This is a genomic window from Mesorhizobium sp. B3-1-7 (assembly GCF_006439385.1).
Lineage (GTDB): Bacteria > Pseudomonadota > Alphaproteobacteria > Rhizobiales > Rhizobiaceae > Mesorhizobium.
Map to the genome: position 1 here is coordinate 22,852 of NZ_VFTL01000051.1, position 16,001 is coordinate 38,852.

The following is a 16,001-nucleotide window of genomic DNA, read 5'->3' on the forward strand; positions in this document are numbered from 1 at the left end:
GCTGACGACGATGGCATCTGGTAGCAAGACCAAGAAGATCCTGCTCGTTTCGACGGACACGACGTTCTTGCAAGACACACGGACGGCTTTCGCGGCCTCCGAGGTCATCGAGCTTTTGACGCTGGAAAAGAGTGTCAACGAGCTGCGCGGCGAGATCCTCGAGACGGACTTCGGCACGGTCATCGTCGACATGGATGCAGCCAAGCTCGAGGAAATCGAGTCGCTGCAGCGCGTCATGCGACGGCTGGAAGGCAGCATTCCGGTGATCGTCGTGACCCAGGAATTCAACGCGGCGGCGGTGCGTATCCTGGTGCAGCTCAAGGTCGCCGATTTCCTGGTCAAGCCGATCACCACGGCCGACCTCGTGCGTTCCGTTATCCGTGCGCTGCAAGGGCCGGGGCGGGAAGAGAACACCGAATCGCACATCTACACGTTCATGCCGGCCGCCGGCGGCGTCGGCACCACCACGCTCGCCTTGCAGACGGCGTTCCAACTGCATCATTCGGTGACACGCGGCGCCTCCACATGCGTCGTCGACCTCAATTTCCAGCAAGGCGCCTGCGCCGAATATCTCGATCTCGAACCGCGCTTCGACATCACGGAAATCGAGAACCAGCCGGAGCGCCTCGACCGGCAATTGCTTGACGTGATGCTGTCCAAGCATGCGAGCGGGCTGTGCGTGCTTGCCGCTCCCACGCGCCCGTCGGACATGCGCTCGTTCAAGACCGATGTCGTGGTGCGCATGCTCGACCTCGTGGCGGCCTATTTCGACAATGTCGTCATCGACATGCCGCGCACATGGTTCCCCTGGACCGAGACGGTGCTGCTCGGCTCGAACAAGCTCTATATCGTCGCCGAGATGACGGTGCCCTGCCTGCGGCATACACAGCGTCTCATCCAGGCCGTCTATGAGACCGCCGGCAAGGAAGTGAAGCCCAACGTCATCGTCAACCGCTTCGAGCAGAAGATGTTCGACAGCGGCATCAAGCAGGCCGACGTCCAGGAGATACTCGGCGAGCATTTCGTTGGCGGCATCTCCAACAATTACCGGCTGGTGCGCGAGGCGGTCGACCGCGGCGTGCCGCTGCACGCCATCGACCCCAACGCCAATGTCGTCAACGACCTGAAGAAGATCATCCTGCCGGAGGAGGCCGTCCAGATGATGGCCAAGTCGAAGTCGCTGTTCGGCCTGGGCAAGGGCTTGCTGAAGAGGAAGGCAGGATGAACAGCCGCTTTTCCAACCTGCAGAGCCGCGACGTTCGTCCGCAGCGGGCGCCCGAATCCGCGGCGGTCACGCACAATGCCGTGATCATCCCGACGACCCGCAAGCCGGCGCCGCCGAAGCCTGAAGCCGCGCCTGCAAAGAGCGCCAACAAGGTGCTCGATGCGCGTGTGCGTATCCATCGCATGCTGCTCGAGGAAATCAACCTCGTGGCGCTGGAGCGGCTGCCCCGGGATGAAATGCGCCGGCAGGTGCATGAATTCGTCTCGGAAAAGACGCGCAATGAGCGGATGGCGATCAACAACGCCGAACTCGACGCCCTGGTCGACGACATCGTCGACGAGATGGTCGGCCTCGGCCCGCTGGAGCCGCTGCTCAAGGACCCCGAGATCAACGATATCCTGATCAACGGCCACCAGAACTGCTTCGTCGAAAAGCGCGGCAAGCTGCAGCAGGTCAATATCCCGTTCAAGGATGAGGCACATCTCCTTCGAATCATTAATAAAATCGTCGCGGCGGTCGGCCGCCGCGTCGATGAATCGCAGCCGATGGTCGACGCCCGCATGCTCGACGGCTCGCGCTTCAACGCGGCGATCCGCCCGGTCGGCGTCGACGGGCCGCTGGTGTCGATCCGCAAATTCTCCAAGAACAAGCTCGGCCTGCACAAACTGGTCGAATTCGGCGCCATCACCCAGAACATGGCCGAGGTGCTGGCGGCGGCGGTGCATGCCCGCAAGACCACGATCATCTCTGGCGGCACCGGCACGGGCAAGACGACGATGCTCAATGCTTTGTCGGCCTTCATTCCGGAAGACGAGCGCTTGATCACCATCGAGGACGCGGCCGAGCTGCAACTGCAGCAGCCGCATGTCGCGCGCATGGAAACGCGCCCGGCCAATATCGAGGGCCACGGCGAATTGAAGCAGCGCGACCTGGTCAAGAACGCGCTGCGCATGCGCCCCGACCGCGTGATCCTCGGCGAGTGCCGCGGCGAGGAAGCCTTCGACATGCTGCAGGCGATGAACACCGGTCATGAAGGCTCGATGGCCACCATCCATGCCAACACGCCGCGCGATGCCATCTCGCGTCTGGAACAGATGCTCGGCATGACCGGCATGCCGATGACCGTGCAGTCGATCCGCAGCCAGATCTCCAGCGCCATCGACATCATCGTCCAGCTGACGCGCCTGTCCGACGGCAAGCGCAAGGTGACCAGCGTCGCCGAAGTGACCGGCATGGAAGGCGACGTCATCCAGATGCAGGAGATCTTCCGCTTCGTGCGCACCGGCATGGAGGCGGACGGAAAGATCCTCGGCCACTTCGAAGCGACCGGCATCCGGCCACGCTTCCTCGAGGACCTGCGCAACATGGGCATCGAATTCCCGGGCAAGTATTTCGAACCCGGCCGGCCGCAGGACTAGGCCGGTGTTCGAGGGATTCAGCCCGGTCTACGTCGTCTACGCCGCGGCGGCGCTCACCGGCATCATGATCGCCGAGGGCCTTTATTTGCTCTATGCCGGGCGCAGCGACAAGCGCACGGCCATCAACCGCCGCATGAAGCTCGCAGAGAACAAGATCAGCCAGGAGCAGGTGCTGATCCAGCTGCGCAAGGAACGCGGGATCGACGGCGGCGGCTCCATTTTTTCCCTCGACCGCTTCCGCGCCCTGCGCACGCAGTCCGGCATGACCACGCCGCTGCCGAAGTTCCTGACGATCACCTCGGGCGTGGCCGCGGCGCTGGCGCTTGTCGGCATCTGGAAGGGCCTGCCGCTCCTGTTCGGCCTCATCCTGTTTGTGTTGCTGTTGCCGGTGCTGCCGGTAATGGCCATGCGCTTCCTGCGCAAGCGCCGGCACAAGCGGTTCGGCATGCAACTGCCCGAGGCGCTGGAGCTGATCACGCGCGGCCTGAAGGCCGGCCATCCGGTGCCGGTGGCGATTGCCATGGTGTCGCGCGAAATGGCCGATCCGATCGGCACCGAGTTCGGCGTCGTCGCCGACGAGGTGACCTATGGCTCCGACCTGGTCTCGGCGCTGAACAACCTTTTCGACCGGGTGGGGCATGAGGACCTGCCGCTGTTCGTCACGGCGGTGTCGATCCAGAGCAGTTCGGGCGGCAATCTGCGCGAGATCCTCGACGGCCTGTCGGCGACGATCCGCGACCGCGGCAAGCTGCGCCGCAAGGTGCGCGCCATTTCGACGGAAGGGCGCATGTCGGCTTACATCCTGACCGCGGTTCCCGTGCTTCTGTTCACCGCCATCATGGTGCTGATGCCGCAGTTTTACCAGGATGTCTGGGACGTGCCGAAGACCTGGTACATGCTGAGCGGCTCCGTGATCTGGCTGCTGCTCGGCAACGCCATCATGTTCAAGATGTCGAATTTCAGGTTCTGAGATGGAAGACGTCATCCGCTTCCTCGCTTCGCTCGCGCCGACCTCGCCGATGCCGGTCGCCGTGCTGCTCCTTGTGCTGGGCGGCGGCGCCGTCGCCTGGCCGCTGGTGCTCGCCAAGGGTGATCGCGGCGACGTCAAGCGCCGGCTGAAGGTGGAGATTTTGCAGCCGGCCGAGCAGGCGGAGCCCGCGCCCAAGAAGAGCACCAACGCCGTGCGCGAGAAGGCGGTGAAACGGGCGCAGGAGTTCTATGCCAAGAGCGATCCGGAAAATGTCGCGCGGCTGCGCTTGAAGCTCATCCAGGCCGGCTACATGGAGCCGCGCGCCGTCGGCATGTTCTTCCTGATCCGTTTCGCCGCGCTGGTCGGCGCGGCGTTCGGCGCATTCCTGGTCAACCACTGGGCGGCCAGCGCCGAGTCGACCATGACCAGCCGCTGGACCTTCATCATCCTGTCGGCTGCAGGCGGCTATTTCCTGCCTGGCCTGGTGCTGACGCAGAAGGTTCGGGAAAAGATGCGTGAATACCGCAACGGCTTTCCCGATTTCATGGATTTGATGATCGTCTGCTCCGATGCCGGCATGAGCATGGAGGCCGGCATCGAGCGGGTCTCCAGGGAGCTTGCCAGGACCTATCCGTCGCTCAGCCAGAACCTGATCCTGGTGTCGCTGGAGTTGCGGGCCGGGCGCAGCCTCGACGACGCGCTGAAGGCGCTTGCCGACCGCCTCAGCCTCGACGAGGTTCGCTCCTTCGCGACGCTGCTGCAGCAATCCAAGGAACTCGGCACCAGCCTGTCGGGCTCGCTGCGCGTCTTTTCCGACGAAATGCGGCACAAGCGCATGTCGCTGGCCGAGGAGAAGGCGCATGCCCTGCCGGCCAAGATGTCGGTCCCGGTGACGGTCTGCATCCTGCCGGTGGTGCTGATGATCGCCATCATACCGATCATCGTGAAGCTGACCGCGCACTAAGGATTCAGGTGAGGCCGGCCTGCAAGTGCCGGCCGCCTGCGCTTCCGGCCTTCGGCGGCCGAAGCGCTCGTGAGTGTCTCCGCTCTATGAAGTACGGCCGGCGTAGACCGGTTCTCGGGGCCCGTCGCTTCCGGCTCGGCCTGACCTGCATCCGGGCAACCGTGGTTAACGCATCCTCTGCGGGCAACCAAAATTTAGCTGCATTTCGGCACCGAAGCTTAATCGCTCTTCTGTATGGTTTTTCCTGAAGAACGACCCGGCAAATCGGGCGATGGGGCAGGGGCATGCGTCAGAGACTTCCCAGGGCAGCGGCGGCGTTGGCGGCCGTCTTGTTGATTACCGGCTGCACGACGAACAACAACGTCGACACGACCAAGACCACGGCGATCCAGCCGGTGGCCAAGGATGTCAGCGCCGACGACCTCGTTGAAGGCAAGGCGCAGTTCCGCGAGGCGAATTTTGGCCTTGCCGAACAGCATTTCCGCAAGGCGGTAGAACTCAAATCCGACAATGCCGAGGCCTGGATGGGGCTTGCCGCGTCCTATGACGAGCTTGGCCGCTTCGACTTCGCCGATCGCGCCTACATGCAGCTGTTGAAGGTCGCCGGGCGCAAGCCGCAGATCGTCAACAATATGGGTTATTCGCAGCTTCTGCGCGGCAACAAGAAGAAGGCGCGCGCGCTGCTGCTCGAAGCCAAGGCCGGCATGGCCGACCAGACGGTGGTCAACGCCAATCTGGCGCTGCTCGACAAGGGCTGATCCGTCTGCGGGTTCTCGTTTCCCGTGTATCGTCACGGGATTTCGCCTCACATATCGACGCTTTGTAAACCCTGTGTCGAGGTAGCGTTGGGCATTGTCCGAAAACGGTTTGCGCCGGCCGCAGTCAGCCTACATTGGAGGACGGGCACCGGTTAGACGCTAGAGGCAGTTCTTCACGGATGTTGGATTTCAGTTCGCTCCTGCTCGCGGCGGCACTGTCGGGCACATGCCTCAGCATCACCATGTTTGCAATCTGGCTCACCACGCCGCGGGCGCGCTTCGTGCTCACGGTCGCCTGCGGCACCTTGGTGCTCGTCGCCCATGTCGTCGCGTTCTGGCGCTATGCCAAGGATGCCGATCCCGGGCTGTGCCAGGTCGTGCTGGCGCTGTTGACCCTGGGTTTCCTGATCATCTGCCTGTCGGCCATGCAGTATCTCGGCTTTCGCGACTACCGCCGCGCCATTGTGCCGGCGCTGGCCGCCATGGCGGCCTGCGCTCTGGTCACCTATCTCGGTTTCGACGGCATCGGCTTCCAGATCACCTATGCGGCCGTGACGGCACTGCTCGCGACGATCGGGGCGATGTTCTGGATGAAGGGGGATCACGACCGGCGGATCCTTCTGGTCGTCTCCTTCCTCAGCGGAGCCTGCGGTCTGTCCTTCGCGCTGTGCGGCGCGGTATTGCTCGTCCAGGGGCAATGGGTTCTCGGCGCCGCGCCTGACAATTGGGCGGAACGGCTGAACTCCGTCGTCGCGGTCGCCTGCATGACCGGCCTCGGCGCGCTGACGCTTTCGCTGCACCACCTACAGGCGCAGATCGAGCTCAAGGCCGAGACGATGACCGATCCGCTGACCGGCCTGATGAACCGCAGGGCGCTCACCGAGCTTTACGGTGACCGCAGCTTCGGTCCGTTCATGGCGATCGCGATGTTCGATCTCGACCATTTCAAGATGACCAACGACGTCTTCGGCCACCCCGTCGGCGATCAGGTGCTTTGCCGCTTCGCGGCGGTGATCAAGAAATACGGCAGGGCAGGTGTCGACGCATTCCGGCTGGGCGGCGAGGAATTCGCGCTCGTCATGGCGCGCGTGACGCCGGAAAAGGCGCATGATATGGCCAGCCGGATCGGCGTCGCTTTCGGCACCGAGATCGTTGCGACCCATCGCGGCCCGCTGCGCAGCAGCGTCAGCGGCGGCGTGGGATTCGGCTCGACAGCCGGCCGCCCCCTCGACGAGGTGCTGGCGCAAGCGGACGCCGCGCTTTATGCGGCCAAGCGTGCAGGACGCAATCGCGTCATCGCTCAGACCGAATTGGGCCAGCCCGATGTGGGGCCGGCCCTGAAAACCGCCTGAGCAAAACCTGGCTGCTACTCCGCGGCGCCGAGATATTCCGACAGCGGCGGGCACGAGCAGACCAGGTTGCGGTCGCCGGCGACATTGTCGATGCGCGAGACCGGCGGCCAGTATTTCGCCGCCAGATCCGCGTCGCCCGCCGGATAGGCCGCCTCCAGCCGCGAGTAGGGATGCTTCCACTCACCGGCAAGCGCTTCCGCCGCGGTGTGCGGGGCGTTGACCAGCGGGTTGTCGCTGGACGGCCACTCGCCCTTCGCCACTTTCGCCGCCTCGCCGGCGATGGCGATCATCGCCTCGCAAAAACGGTCGAGCTCGCGCTTGGGCTCGGACTCGGTCGGCTCGACCATCAGCGTGCCGGCAACCGGGAACGACATGGTCGGCGCATGGAAGCCGTAGTCGATCAGGCGCTTGGCGATGTCGTCGACGCTGATGCCGGCGCTTTCCTTGAGCACGCGCGTGTCGAGGATGCATTCATGCGCGATGCGATCGCTCCTGCCCTTGTAGAGCAGCGGGTAGTGCGGCGCGAGCCGCGTCGCCACGTAGTTGGCGGAAACGATCGCCGTCTCGGTCGCCTGCTTCAGGCCGGAGCCGCCCATCATGCGGATGTACATCCACGTGATCGGCAGGATCGACGCACTGCCGAAGGGCGCGGCGGCAACGGCATGCGCCGAGCCTTCGGTGACATGGCCCGGCAAATAGGGTTTCAGATGCGCCCTGACGCCGATCGGGCCGACGCCCGGGCCGCCGCCGCCATGCGGGATGCAGAAGGTCTTGTGCAGGTTCATGTGGCAGACGTCGGCGCCGATGTCGCCGGGGCGGGCGAGGCCGACCAGAGCGTTGAGGTTGGCGCCGTCGAAATAGACCTGGCCGCCATGCTCGTGGATCAGCGCGCAGAGATGGCGCGCCCCTTCCTCGTAGACGCCATGCGTCGAAGGATAGGTGAACATCAGCGCCGCGAGGTTCTTGGAATGCTCGTTGGCCTTGGCGCGCAGATCGTCCATGTCGATGTTGCCGTCGTCCAGGCAACGCACGACGACGACACTCATGCCGGCCATCGCGGCGCTCGCCGGATTGGTGCCGTGCGCGGAGGACGGGATCAGGCAAACGGTGCGGTGGCCTTCGCCGCGCGCGCGGTGATAGGCGCGGATGGCGAGCAGGCCGGCATATTCGCCCTGGCTGCCGGCATTGGGCTGCAGGCTGACGGCGTCGAAACCGGTGATTTCCGACAGCCAGGCCTCCAGATCGCCGACCATCTTGCGATAGCCCTCGCAATGGCCGGCCGGCGCGAAGGGATGCAGATTGGCGACGCTCGGCCAGCTCACAGGCATCATCTCCGCGGCGGCGTTGAGCTTCATGGTGCAGGATCCGAGCGGGATCATGGTGCGATCGAGCGCAAGGTCCTTGTCGGCCAGCCTGCGAAGGAAGCGCATCATCTCGGTTTCGGAATGGTTGTCGTGGAAGACCGGCTGGGTGAGGAATTCCTTGCCGCGCGGCTTGCCGGGCATGGAGCCGCCTTCCGCCGCGCCGGGCTTGGCCCCGAACAGGGCGGCGATCGCCTCGAGGTCGGCTTCCGTTGAAGTCTCGTCGAAGGCGACACTGACGCAGTCGGCATCGATGACGCGCAACAGCCGGCCGGTCTTCTCGGCGGCAGCTTCTATTGCCGCGGCCTTGCCCTTCACTTCCGCGGTCACCGTGTCGAAGCGGCTTGTGCCAAGCACAGCAACGCCTGCAGCCTTGAGACCCGAGGCGAGGCGGCCGGCCAACCCGTGGATCTGACCGGCAATCGCCTGCAGGCCGGCAGGACCGTGCCAGATCGCATAGGCCGTCGCCATATTGGCCAACAGCGCCTGCGCGGTGCAGATGTTGGAGGTCGCCTTGTCGCGGCGGATGTGCTGCTCGCGCGTCTGCAGCGCCAACCGGTAGCCCGGGCGGCCCATGGTGTCCGTCGACTGGCCGACGAGGCGGCCGGGCATCAGGCGGGTCAGCTTGTCGGAAACGGCGCAGTAGGCGGCATGCGGGCCGCCAAAGCCCATCGGCACGCCGAAACGCTGCATCGGACCGACGGCGATGTCGGCGCCAAGCTTCGCCGGCGCGTCCGTCAGCGTGAGCGCCAGCGGGTCGGCGATGAAGACGACGAGCGCGCCGGCGGCACGGGCCTTCTCGATCGCCGCCTTGTGGTCGCCGTAGACGCCGAATGTGTCCGGCCAGGAGACGAGCAGGGCGGCGGTGTTGTCGTCGATCGTCTCGCCGTCGACCTCGATGCCGAGCGGTTCGGCGCGGGTGCGCACGACGTCCAGCGTTTGCGGATGCGGCGTGCCGGCAAGCGCCACCTTGGTGCGCTTGTCGCGGTGGTGGCGCAGCGCGATGCCGACGGCTTCGGCGACGGCGGTGGCTTCATCGAGCAGCGAGGCGGACGCCACCGGCAGGCCGGTCAGTTCCGTCACCAATGTCTGGAAGTTGAACAGCATCTCCAGCCGACCCTGGCTGATCTCGGCCTGGTAGGGGGTGTAGGCCGTGTACCAGGCCGGGTTCTCGAACAGGTTGCGCTGGATGACCGGCGGCACGAAGACGCCATGATAGCCGGCGCCGATGAAGCTTTTCAGCACCGTGTTCTTCGCCATGATCGCAGACAGTTCGGCCAGCGCTTCCGCTTCGCTGGCCGGAGCCGGCAGGTTGAGCGGCTGGTCGAGGCGGATCGATCTCGGCACGGCCTGGCTGATCAGCGTTTCGACGGACGGAACGCCGAGCACGGCAAGCATGGCTCTGACATCGTTGACGCCCGGGCCGATATGGCGGGCCGAGAAGGGAGTAAGCGCTGCGGTCATGTCTTTATGTCCTGATATCAGCCGATATGGGCTTTGTAGCCGGCCTCGTCCATGAGGCTGTCGAGCTGGCTTTCGTTGGCGAGCTTCATCTTCCAGAGCCAGCCGTCGCCGGTCGCGGCCGAGTTGACCAGCGAGGGATCGGCCGACAGCGAGGCGTTGGCCTCGGTGATCTCGCCGTCGACCGGTGCGTAGACGTCCGACGCCGCCTTGACGGATTCGACGACCACGGCGGTGTCGCCCTTGGCGAGCTTGCGGCCGATTTCCGGCAGCTCGACGAAAACGAGATCGCCGAGCTGTTCCTGCGCATAGTCGGTGATGCCGACGGTGGCGACGCCGCCCTCTACGCGCAGCCATTCATGGTCTTCGGTGAAATAGGTCTTTGCCATTGGGTCTTATCCTTTGCGGTAGCGATGTGGGGTGAAGGGCAGGGACGCGACGTCGACCGGGATTTTCGTCCCGCGGACGTCGGCGAAGAGTTTCGTGCCGGGCTTGGCCAGCGAGGTGTTGACGTAGCCCATGGCGACGGGGTGCCCGGTCGAGGGGCCGAAGCCGCCCGAGGTGACGTGGCCGGCCGGATTGCCGTCGGCATCGATGAGCGCCGCGCCGGCGCGCACCGGCTGGCGCCCGTCGGGCTTCAAGCCGACGCGCTTCTGCGACGGCCCACGCTCGATGACAGAGCGCAGCGCGTCGGCGCCAATGAAATGACCCGAGGCCCGAACTTCCTTGGGAATCGCCCACATCAGTCCGGCGCTTGCCGGGTCGATTTCCGGTGTCAGGTCCTGGCCGTGCAGGCAAAGCCCGGCTTCGAGCCGCAGGCTGTCGCGGGCGGCAAGGCCGATCCACTGCACGCGCTCGTCTCCCAGGACTCTGGCGACAAGATCGCGGGCATCCCTCTCCGGCAGGCCGATTTCGAAACCGTCCTCACCGGTGTAGCCGGAACGGCTCATGAACCAGTTTTGCCTGGGCTCGACCCCGTGCATGAAGAGCAGCGAGCCGGTTTCGGTGCCGGCCCGCGCAAGGGCTGCCCAGGCATCCGGTCCCTGGATCGCCAGGAAGACGCGGTCAAGCGGCTCGACCTTGGCGTCGAAATCGGCGGAGAGGTCGCGCAGATGCTTCTCGTCCTCGACGGCGTTGCCGGCGTTGGCCACCACCATGAACCGGTCATCGCCCAGGCGCGTCACGATCAGGTCGTCGATGATGCCTGCCGCCTCGTTGAGGAAGAAAGTGTATTTGGACTGCGAGATGTCCAGCGCGCCGGCATCGAGCGGGCAGGCGCGGTTCAACAATGCGATGGCTCCCGGACCGGCGACCTCGAACAGCCTCATATGCGAGATGTCGAACAGGCCGGCATGCTCGCGTGAGTGAAGGTGCTCCTTCATCACGCCGGGCGGGTAGGTGAGCGGCATCGACCAGCCGGCGAAGGCGCCGAAACGCGCGCCCGCGGCCTGATGCAAATCCTCAAGGGGTAGGTGTCTGATGTCGTCGCCCGTCATGTCTTCTCCAGAGTCGCACGCAATCGACCGCCGGTGGCGGCCTAATTCGTGCCCCTCTGTCTGAAGCCTGAGAGACTCGCGCCCCGTAACTCTGTCGGCAGCGCTTACACCTTCGGCGCGGGACGAATCCCGACTTTCCAGAGTTGTCTTTCCCGTCTACGGTTCTTTTGCCTGAGAGATTTCGGGCGATTTCCCCTTCGGCGACAGCTTGCGCTGCTCTCTCCCGCAAACAGGTAGGACTCAGTCGCCTGAGCCCCCGACGCGCCATCCATAGCCCGTCGGCGACACCTTGTCACCTCCCAGCGACATTTAAAGCGTGCGCTGCGTTTCGGCGATATGCATTGGCCGACAAGGCTTCGCTAACCACGCCGTTTGCCGGTTTCTCAAGACAATGCTGATAAAGCTCGGTGGGGTAATGCACTGAGTTCGCCGGCAGCGGGCGACGGGCAGGGACGGCAAATGGGCGAATTGATCATGAGCGCTCCGGTGGCGGGGCTGACCTCGAAGGACAAGATCACGGCCGAAGACGTGACGATGCTGCGGCGCGACGTTTTCGCGGATGGCGTGGTGGGTCGCGGCGAGGCGGAGGCGCTGTTCGCGCTCGACCAGACGGCGCGCGACAAATGCGACGAATGGGCGCCGTTCTTCGTCGAGGCGGTGACCGACTACATCGTCCACCAGGAAAAGCCGGAAGGCTACATCTCCGAGCAGAATGCCGACTGGCTGGTCCGCACGATCTCGCGCGACGGCATGGTCGACAGCCGCACCGAGCTGGAGCTGCTGGTGCATGTGCTGGAGGAAGCGAAATCCTCGCCCGGCCAGCTCTCGGCCTATGCGCTGGAACAGGTCGCGCATGCGGTAATCGACGGCAAAGGCCCGTTGATGCTCGGCGATCTCGTACCTGGGCTGATCACCAAGGCCGAGGTCGATCTGTTGCGGCGCATCCTCTATGCCTATGGCGGCGACGGCAACATCGCCATCAGCAAGGCCGAGGCGGAGGTCCTGTTCAGGATCAACGACCGGACCGCGGCCGCCGAAAACGATCCGTCCTGGAACGACCTCTTCGTCAAGGCGATCGCCAACTATGTCATGTGTTCGACCGGCTACGAGCCACCGACGCGGGAAGTGGCGCTGCGCCACGAGACCTTCCTCGACGAGGCAGGCCCGACGCTTGGCGGTTTCTTCAGCCGGATGGTCTCGGGCGGGTTCGCGGCAATCCTCGAAGCCTACCATTCGCCCGGCGATATCGAGGCGGAATGGGAAGCCAGGAACCGGGCCACCGAAGCGCTTGCCCGCCGCGCCGAGACGATCGATGCGAGCGAGGCCGAATGGCTGGCCGAGCGCGTCGGCGGCGGCCAGCGGCCGCTGCGCGACAACGAGCGCGCACTGCTGACGCTGATCAAGCACGCTTCGCCGGAAATCCACCCGGCGCTGAGGCCGCTGCTCGACAAGGTTGCTTAAGCCTCCGTCGCGCCCGGTCGATGCCGGGCGGCTATCGTCTTACAAAGGATGACGTTGGAATGGCCTTCGGGCCATTGCGGCAACTCGGCCATGCGCTCGAAGCCGGCTTTTTCGTAAAGGCCCGGCGCCTGGAAGTCGTGGCTCGAAACCCATACCCGCCCGACGCCCCGGCTGGCGGCCTCGGCTGTGAAAGCATCGAGCAGCTTCTTGCCGTAGCTGCGGCCTCGATAGGCTTCATCGACCCACATCAATTTGAGTTCGGCGGTTCCTGCCCACGAGTAGCCGGCGGCAATGCCGATCACGACTCCGGTCTCGTCGCGGATCACGAAGATCAACCCCCGATCATCATCGCAGCCGGTTTTGCGTCGGTTGTCGCCGTTGAGACGTTCCTCGAGGGCAGCCAATTCGATGGGCGACAAATCATGCTCGGCCTGCAGGCGAGGGACCATCAAATCCCGCCATACCAGTCGTAGCCATTGTCTTCCCAGTAGCCGCCGCGGCCGCCGCCGACATTGGCAAAACTGTCGACCAGCTCGATCTTGTAGATGTATTTGGGCATCTTGTAGCCGAGCTGGCGCTCGACCCGCACGCGAAGCGGCGCGCCGTTCTCGACCGGCAAGGGCTTGCCGTTCAGGCCATAGGCCAGAATCGTCTGTGGATGGCGGGCGTCGATCAGGTCGATGGTGCCGTAATATTTGATGTCGCCGGACAGGCTTTGCTCAATGGTGTCGAGGCAGTGGAACATGACGTAGCGGGCCTGCGGCTTGACCACCGCCTGGTCGAGCACCAGCGACAGCGGCGTGCCGGTCCATTTGGCGATGCAGCTCCAGCCTTCGACGCAGTCGTGGCGGGTGATCTGGGTGCGGCTCGGCATGTTCTGGAGCTGCTCGCGAGTCAGCGACAGCGGTTTTTCGACGAGGCCTGAAACCTCCAGGCGCCAGTCGGCGAAATTGTTGGCGAGCAGACCCTTGTAGGTGTCGTCATCGGGCGCCGTGATGCCATTCGGCCGCTGCGGCTGGCGGATATCGGCCTCGGTGAATTCCGGCGCCAGCGCGTCGCGGCCGGCAAGCAGGCGCTGCGCGCGCCAGGTCAGGCCGTTGGCGTTTTCGAGGAAGCTGCGCAGGCCGCCGCCGATGCCGAGGCCGCTGTCGAAGGCATCGCAACCCGACAGCGCGATGCCGGACAGTCCGAGGCTGCTGGCGGTCAGGAACTTGCGGCGGCTGATTTGGAATTTTGCCATGTCAGGCGCTCCTCTCGCTCGGCTCGGCGTGCTTCGTGGGCGGGTCGGTGCGGTACCAGCCGGTGATGATCGAGCGCAGCTCGTTGATCGGGCCGGCGGCGAGAATCATCAGGATGTGGATGACGAAGAAAAGGACGAGCAGCACCATGACAGTGAAATGGATGGTCCGCGCCGTCTGCCTGCCGCCGAGTATCTCATTCAGCCAGGGCAACACCGAATTCATGCTCGGTGACATGGCCAGGCCGGTGATGATCATCAGCGGCAGCAGCACGAACAGCACGCCGCCATAGGCCATCTTCTGCAGCGTGTTGTATTCGCGCGTGTGATGGAACTTCATCTTGGCGTGATCGACGATGTCGCGCGGCAGCTTGCGAAGGTCCGACACGCGAGGGGCGAGATCGCGACGGATATGGCCGTTGACCACGCCGGCGATCAGCCAGACGAGCAGCGTTGTGGTCAGGATCCAGGCGAAGAAGAAATGCACGACGCGGGCGGTGCCGAGATCGTAATAGGAGGGAATTGTCGCCCAGGCCGGGAAGGCGCGCGGCGTCTCTTGTCCCGGCGGCCCGGACCAGCCGAGCACGCCTGTGGTATCGAAGCGGTGGCCGAAGATTTCGGTGAAACCGCGCGGTCCGTTGGCGGTATTCTCGGCGCCGATCTGGAGGATGGTGTTGTTGAATTCGAAGCCGGACTGCTTGCCGACATAGAGCTGCGGTCGCGCATTGAAGATCTGCAGACCGGAAAGCAGCATGAAGAACAGCGAGAAAGCCCAGAGCCAATGGGTAAGGCGGGTCCAGCCCGACTGCCGGTAAATGAGCGGCCCATTTTTCGGCGCAGGTTTATCGGCCTCTGCTACCGGCTCGTTCCTGGCAATGGCTTCCATCTTCGTCTCCGGCCCTGCATCGCTCACCGCTTACCGGCTTGCGTTCTTCCTCCCAATACGCCGTCAGGCAAAGCGTTGTTTCATGCGATCACGGATTTATTACGGAGAACCCAGGCTGACAGCGAGATTGACCGCCGCGGCAACGATCACCGTGTTGAAGAAAAAGGTCAGGACCGAATGGACGAGCACGACCAGCCGCATCTGCGAGGTGGTGATGGCCGTGTCCGCCGTCTGCGCCGTCATGCCGACCACCGTTGCGAAATAGAGAAAGTCCCAGCCATCCGGCCTTTTGCCGCCCGGAAAATCGAGGCCGCCGACCGGCATTTTCTTCTGGGTTTTCTCGTCGAGCTCGTCGCCATCCTTCCAATAGACATGCGCATAGTGGAGCGACGCCATAGCGTGGATGGTGAACCAGCCGAGCGGGATCGACAGCATGGCGAAGGCGAGCTGCAGGGGATGAGCGGCATCCTTCTGGTTGATGAGCAGGAACAGCGACACGATGGCGGCGCCGACGACAAAGAGCGTGACGGCGAAGATCAGAAAGACGGGCAGGTCGGTCGCGCGCGCGTTCTTGCTGAGATAGCGCCCGGTAAGGCTGGGCATCAGGGCCAGCACCAGGGCGATATAGCTGGCGAAGAACACATTGGCGCCGATCGAGTAGGGCAGCGGCGCGCGCAGCAACAAGGCAAGAAGCAGCGCGACGATGCCAATGGCCGCGGCGAGGGCGAACTGCATGTGCCGATGCATCGGCGTGTTGAGATCCTCACCCATGGCCCGAGGCCCCTGAAGACGTTGGATCAGTCCGGTGTGACGGATTTCAAAGCCCGCCGCAAGATGCGGTCGAGCTCGCCGAGAAACTGCGAGCGGTCCTTCTGCGTGAAGCTGGCGTTGAACCCCCGGCTCTCGCCGGTTTCGCGCAGATGCTGCTTGAGGTCGCGCATCGCCACCGCCATGCCTATGGTTTCCGGCGTGAAGGGGCGGCCGGTGGGGCCAAGCACATGCGCGCCGAGCGCCACCGTGCGCGCGGCAAGTGGAATGTCGGCCGTCACCACGACATCGTTGGCCTTGGCATTCTCGACGATCCAGTCGTCCGCCGCGTCGGCGCCCTTGGAGACGACGACGTTGCGGACCATCGGATCGCGCGACGGCCGCAGGCCGCCATTGGAGACATAGGTGACGATGACGCCATGGCGCTCCGCGACCTTCTCGACCTCGGCCTTGACCGGGCAGGCGTCGGCATCGACGTAGACAACGGGTGCGGGCATCGTTACTTCCAAACAAACATGGGGCCGGCGTGTCAGCCAGCCCCATGGCAGAAATCGTAGGATTTGTCAGGCCGCCAAGGCGCCCGACTTCTTGGCGGTCCAGGTGGCGATATAGTCCATCAGGCCGGGGCTGAGGCAGTCATAGGG

General features: G+C 64.5%; 15 protein-coding genes, 1 pseudogene and 1 riboswitch. Of the genes and pseudogenes, 7 read left to right on the forward strand and 9 right to left on the reverse strand.

Annotation, left to right across the window (positions count from 1 at the left end; all coding sequences use genetic code 11):
* Positions 1–10: 10 nt before the first annotated feature.
* The 6 genes from FJ417_RS30365 (at position 11) to FJ417_RS30390 (ending at position 6,687) form a co-directional block, all read left to right on the forward strand.
* Positions 11–1,225, forward strand: a complete 1,215-nt coding sequence (locus FJ417_RS30365) for a response regulator (RefSeq protein ID WP_140647827.1) — start codon at positions 11–13, stop codon at positions 1,223–1,225.
* On the forward strand, positions 1,222–2,643 hold the full coding sequence (locus FJ417_RS30370) for a CpaF family protein (RefSeq protein ID WP_140785979.1): 1,422 nt from the start codon (positions 1,222–1,224) through the stop codon (positions 2,641–2,643). Before FJ417_RS30365 ends, FJ417_RS30370 begins: the two co-directional genes overlap by 4 nt.
* Positions 2,644–2,647: 4 nt before the next feature.
* Positions 2,648–3,613, forward strand: coding sequence for a type II secretion system F family protein (locus FJ417_RS30375; protein WP_140647825.1), 966 nt, complete (start codon positions 2,648–2,650; stop codon positions 3,611–3,613).
* A 1-nt stretch (position 3,614) separates the two neighbouring features.
* Positions 3,615–4,577, forward strand: coding sequence for a type II secretion system F family protein (locus FJ417_RS30380; RefSeq protein ID WP_140652345.1), 963 nt, complete (start codon positions 3,615–3,617; stop codon positions 4,575–4,577).
* 284 nt (positions 4,578–4,861) lie between these two features.
* Positions 4,862–5,335 carry a hypothetical protein gene (locus tag FJ417_RS30385; RefSeq protein WP_140785980.1) on the forward strand — a complete coding sequence of 158 codons (474 nt, stop codon included), beginning with the start codon at positions 4,862–4,864 and terminating at the stop codon, positions 5,333–5,335.
* A gap of 179 nt (positions 5,336–5,514) precedes the next feature.
* On the forward strand, positions 5,515–6,687 hold the full coding sequence (locus tag FJ417_RS30390; protein WP_140785981.1) for a GGDEF domain-containing protein: 1,173 nt from the start codon (positions 5,515–5,517) through the stop codon (positions 6,685–6,687).
* Positions 6,688–6,701: 14 nt separating this feature from the next.
* Here the strand turns inward: FJ417_RS30390 and gcvP are convergent, their stop codons facing one another.
* Genes gcvP through gcvT form a run of 3 tightly spaced genes read right to left on the reverse strand, consistent with a single transcriptional unit; the run spans position 6,702 to position 11,005 of the window.
* Positions 6,702–9,512: an aminomethyl-transferring glycine dehydrogenase gene (gene gcvP / locus FJ417_RS30395; RefSeq protein ID WP_140785982.1), complete on the reverse strand. Its 2,811-nt coding sequence runs from the start codon at positions 9,510–9,512 to the stop codon at positions 6,702–6,704.
* Positions 9,513–9,529: 17 nt separating this feature from the next.
* Positions 9,530–9,898, reverse strand: a complete 369-nt coding sequence (gene gcvH / locus FJ417_RS30400) for a glycine cleavage system protein GcvH (protein WP_140647821.1) — start codon at positions 9,896–9,898, stop codon at positions 9,530–9,532.
* 6 nt (positions 9,899–9,904) lie between these two features.
* Complete coding sequence (gene gcvT, locus FJ417_RS30405) at positions 9,905–11,005, reverse strand: glycine cleavage system aminomethyltransferase GcvT (protein WP_140785983.1); 1,101 nt, start codon at positions 11,003–11,005, stop codon at positions 9,905–9,907.
* Positions 11,006–11,154: 149 nt separating this feature from the next.
* Positions 11,155–11,241, reverse strand: a riboswitch (glycine riboswitch).
* Positions 11,242–11,464: 223 nt separating this feature from the next.
* On the opposite strand from gcvT, the gene FJ417_RS30410 reads away from it, so the two are divergent.
* Positions 11,465–12,466, forward strand: a complete 1,002-nt coding sequence (locus FJ417_RS30410; protein WP_140785984.1) for a hypothetical protein — start codon at positions 11,465–11,467, stop codon at positions 12,464–12,466.
* Here FJ417_RS30410 and FJ417_RS30415 read toward each other — a convergent pair.
* The 6 genes and pseudogenes from FJ417_RS30415 to FJ417_RS30440 all read right to left on the reverse strand — a co-directional run.
* A complete protein-coding gene (locus FJ417_RS30415; RefSeq protein WP_140785985.1) occupies positions 12,463–12,915 on the reverse strand; it encodes a GNAT family N-acetyltransferase in 453 nt (150 codons plus the stop codon). The two genes, FJ417_RS30410 and FJ417_RS30415, sit on opposite strands and share 4 nt — an antisense overlap.
* A complete protein-coding gene (locus FJ417_RS30420) occupies positions 12,915–13,706 on the reverse strand; it encodes a molybdopterin-binding protein (protein WP_140785986.1) in 792 nt (263 codons plus the stop codon). Before FJ417_RS30420 ends, FJ417_RS30415 begins: the two co-directional genes overlap by 1 nt.
* A 1-nt stretch (position 13,707) precedes the next feature.
* Positions 13,708–14,589, reverse strand: a complete 882-nt coding sequence (locus FJ417_RS30425; protein ID WP_140785987.1) for a cytochrome b/b6 domain-containing protein — start codon at positions 14,587–14,589, stop codon at positions 13,708–13,710.
* A 99-nt stretch (positions 14,590–14,688) separates the two neighbouring features.
* A complete protein-coding gene (locus FJ417_RS30430) occupies positions 14,689–15,360 on the reverse strand; it encodes a DUF1345 domain-containing protein (protein ID WP_140785988.1) in 672 nt (223 codons plus the stop codon).
* 26 nt (positions 15,361–15,386) lie between these two features.
* Positions 15,387–15,854: a YaiI/YqxD family protein gene (locus FJ417_RS30435; RefSeq protein WP_140647814.1), complete on the reverse strand. Its 468-nt coding sequence runs from the start codon at positions 15,852–15,854 to the stop codon at positions 15,387–15,389.
* 66 nt (positions 15,855–15,920) lie between these two features.
* Positions 15,921–16,001, reverse strand: a pseudogene (locus tag FJ417_RS30440) (aldehyde-activating protein); the annotation flags it as partial.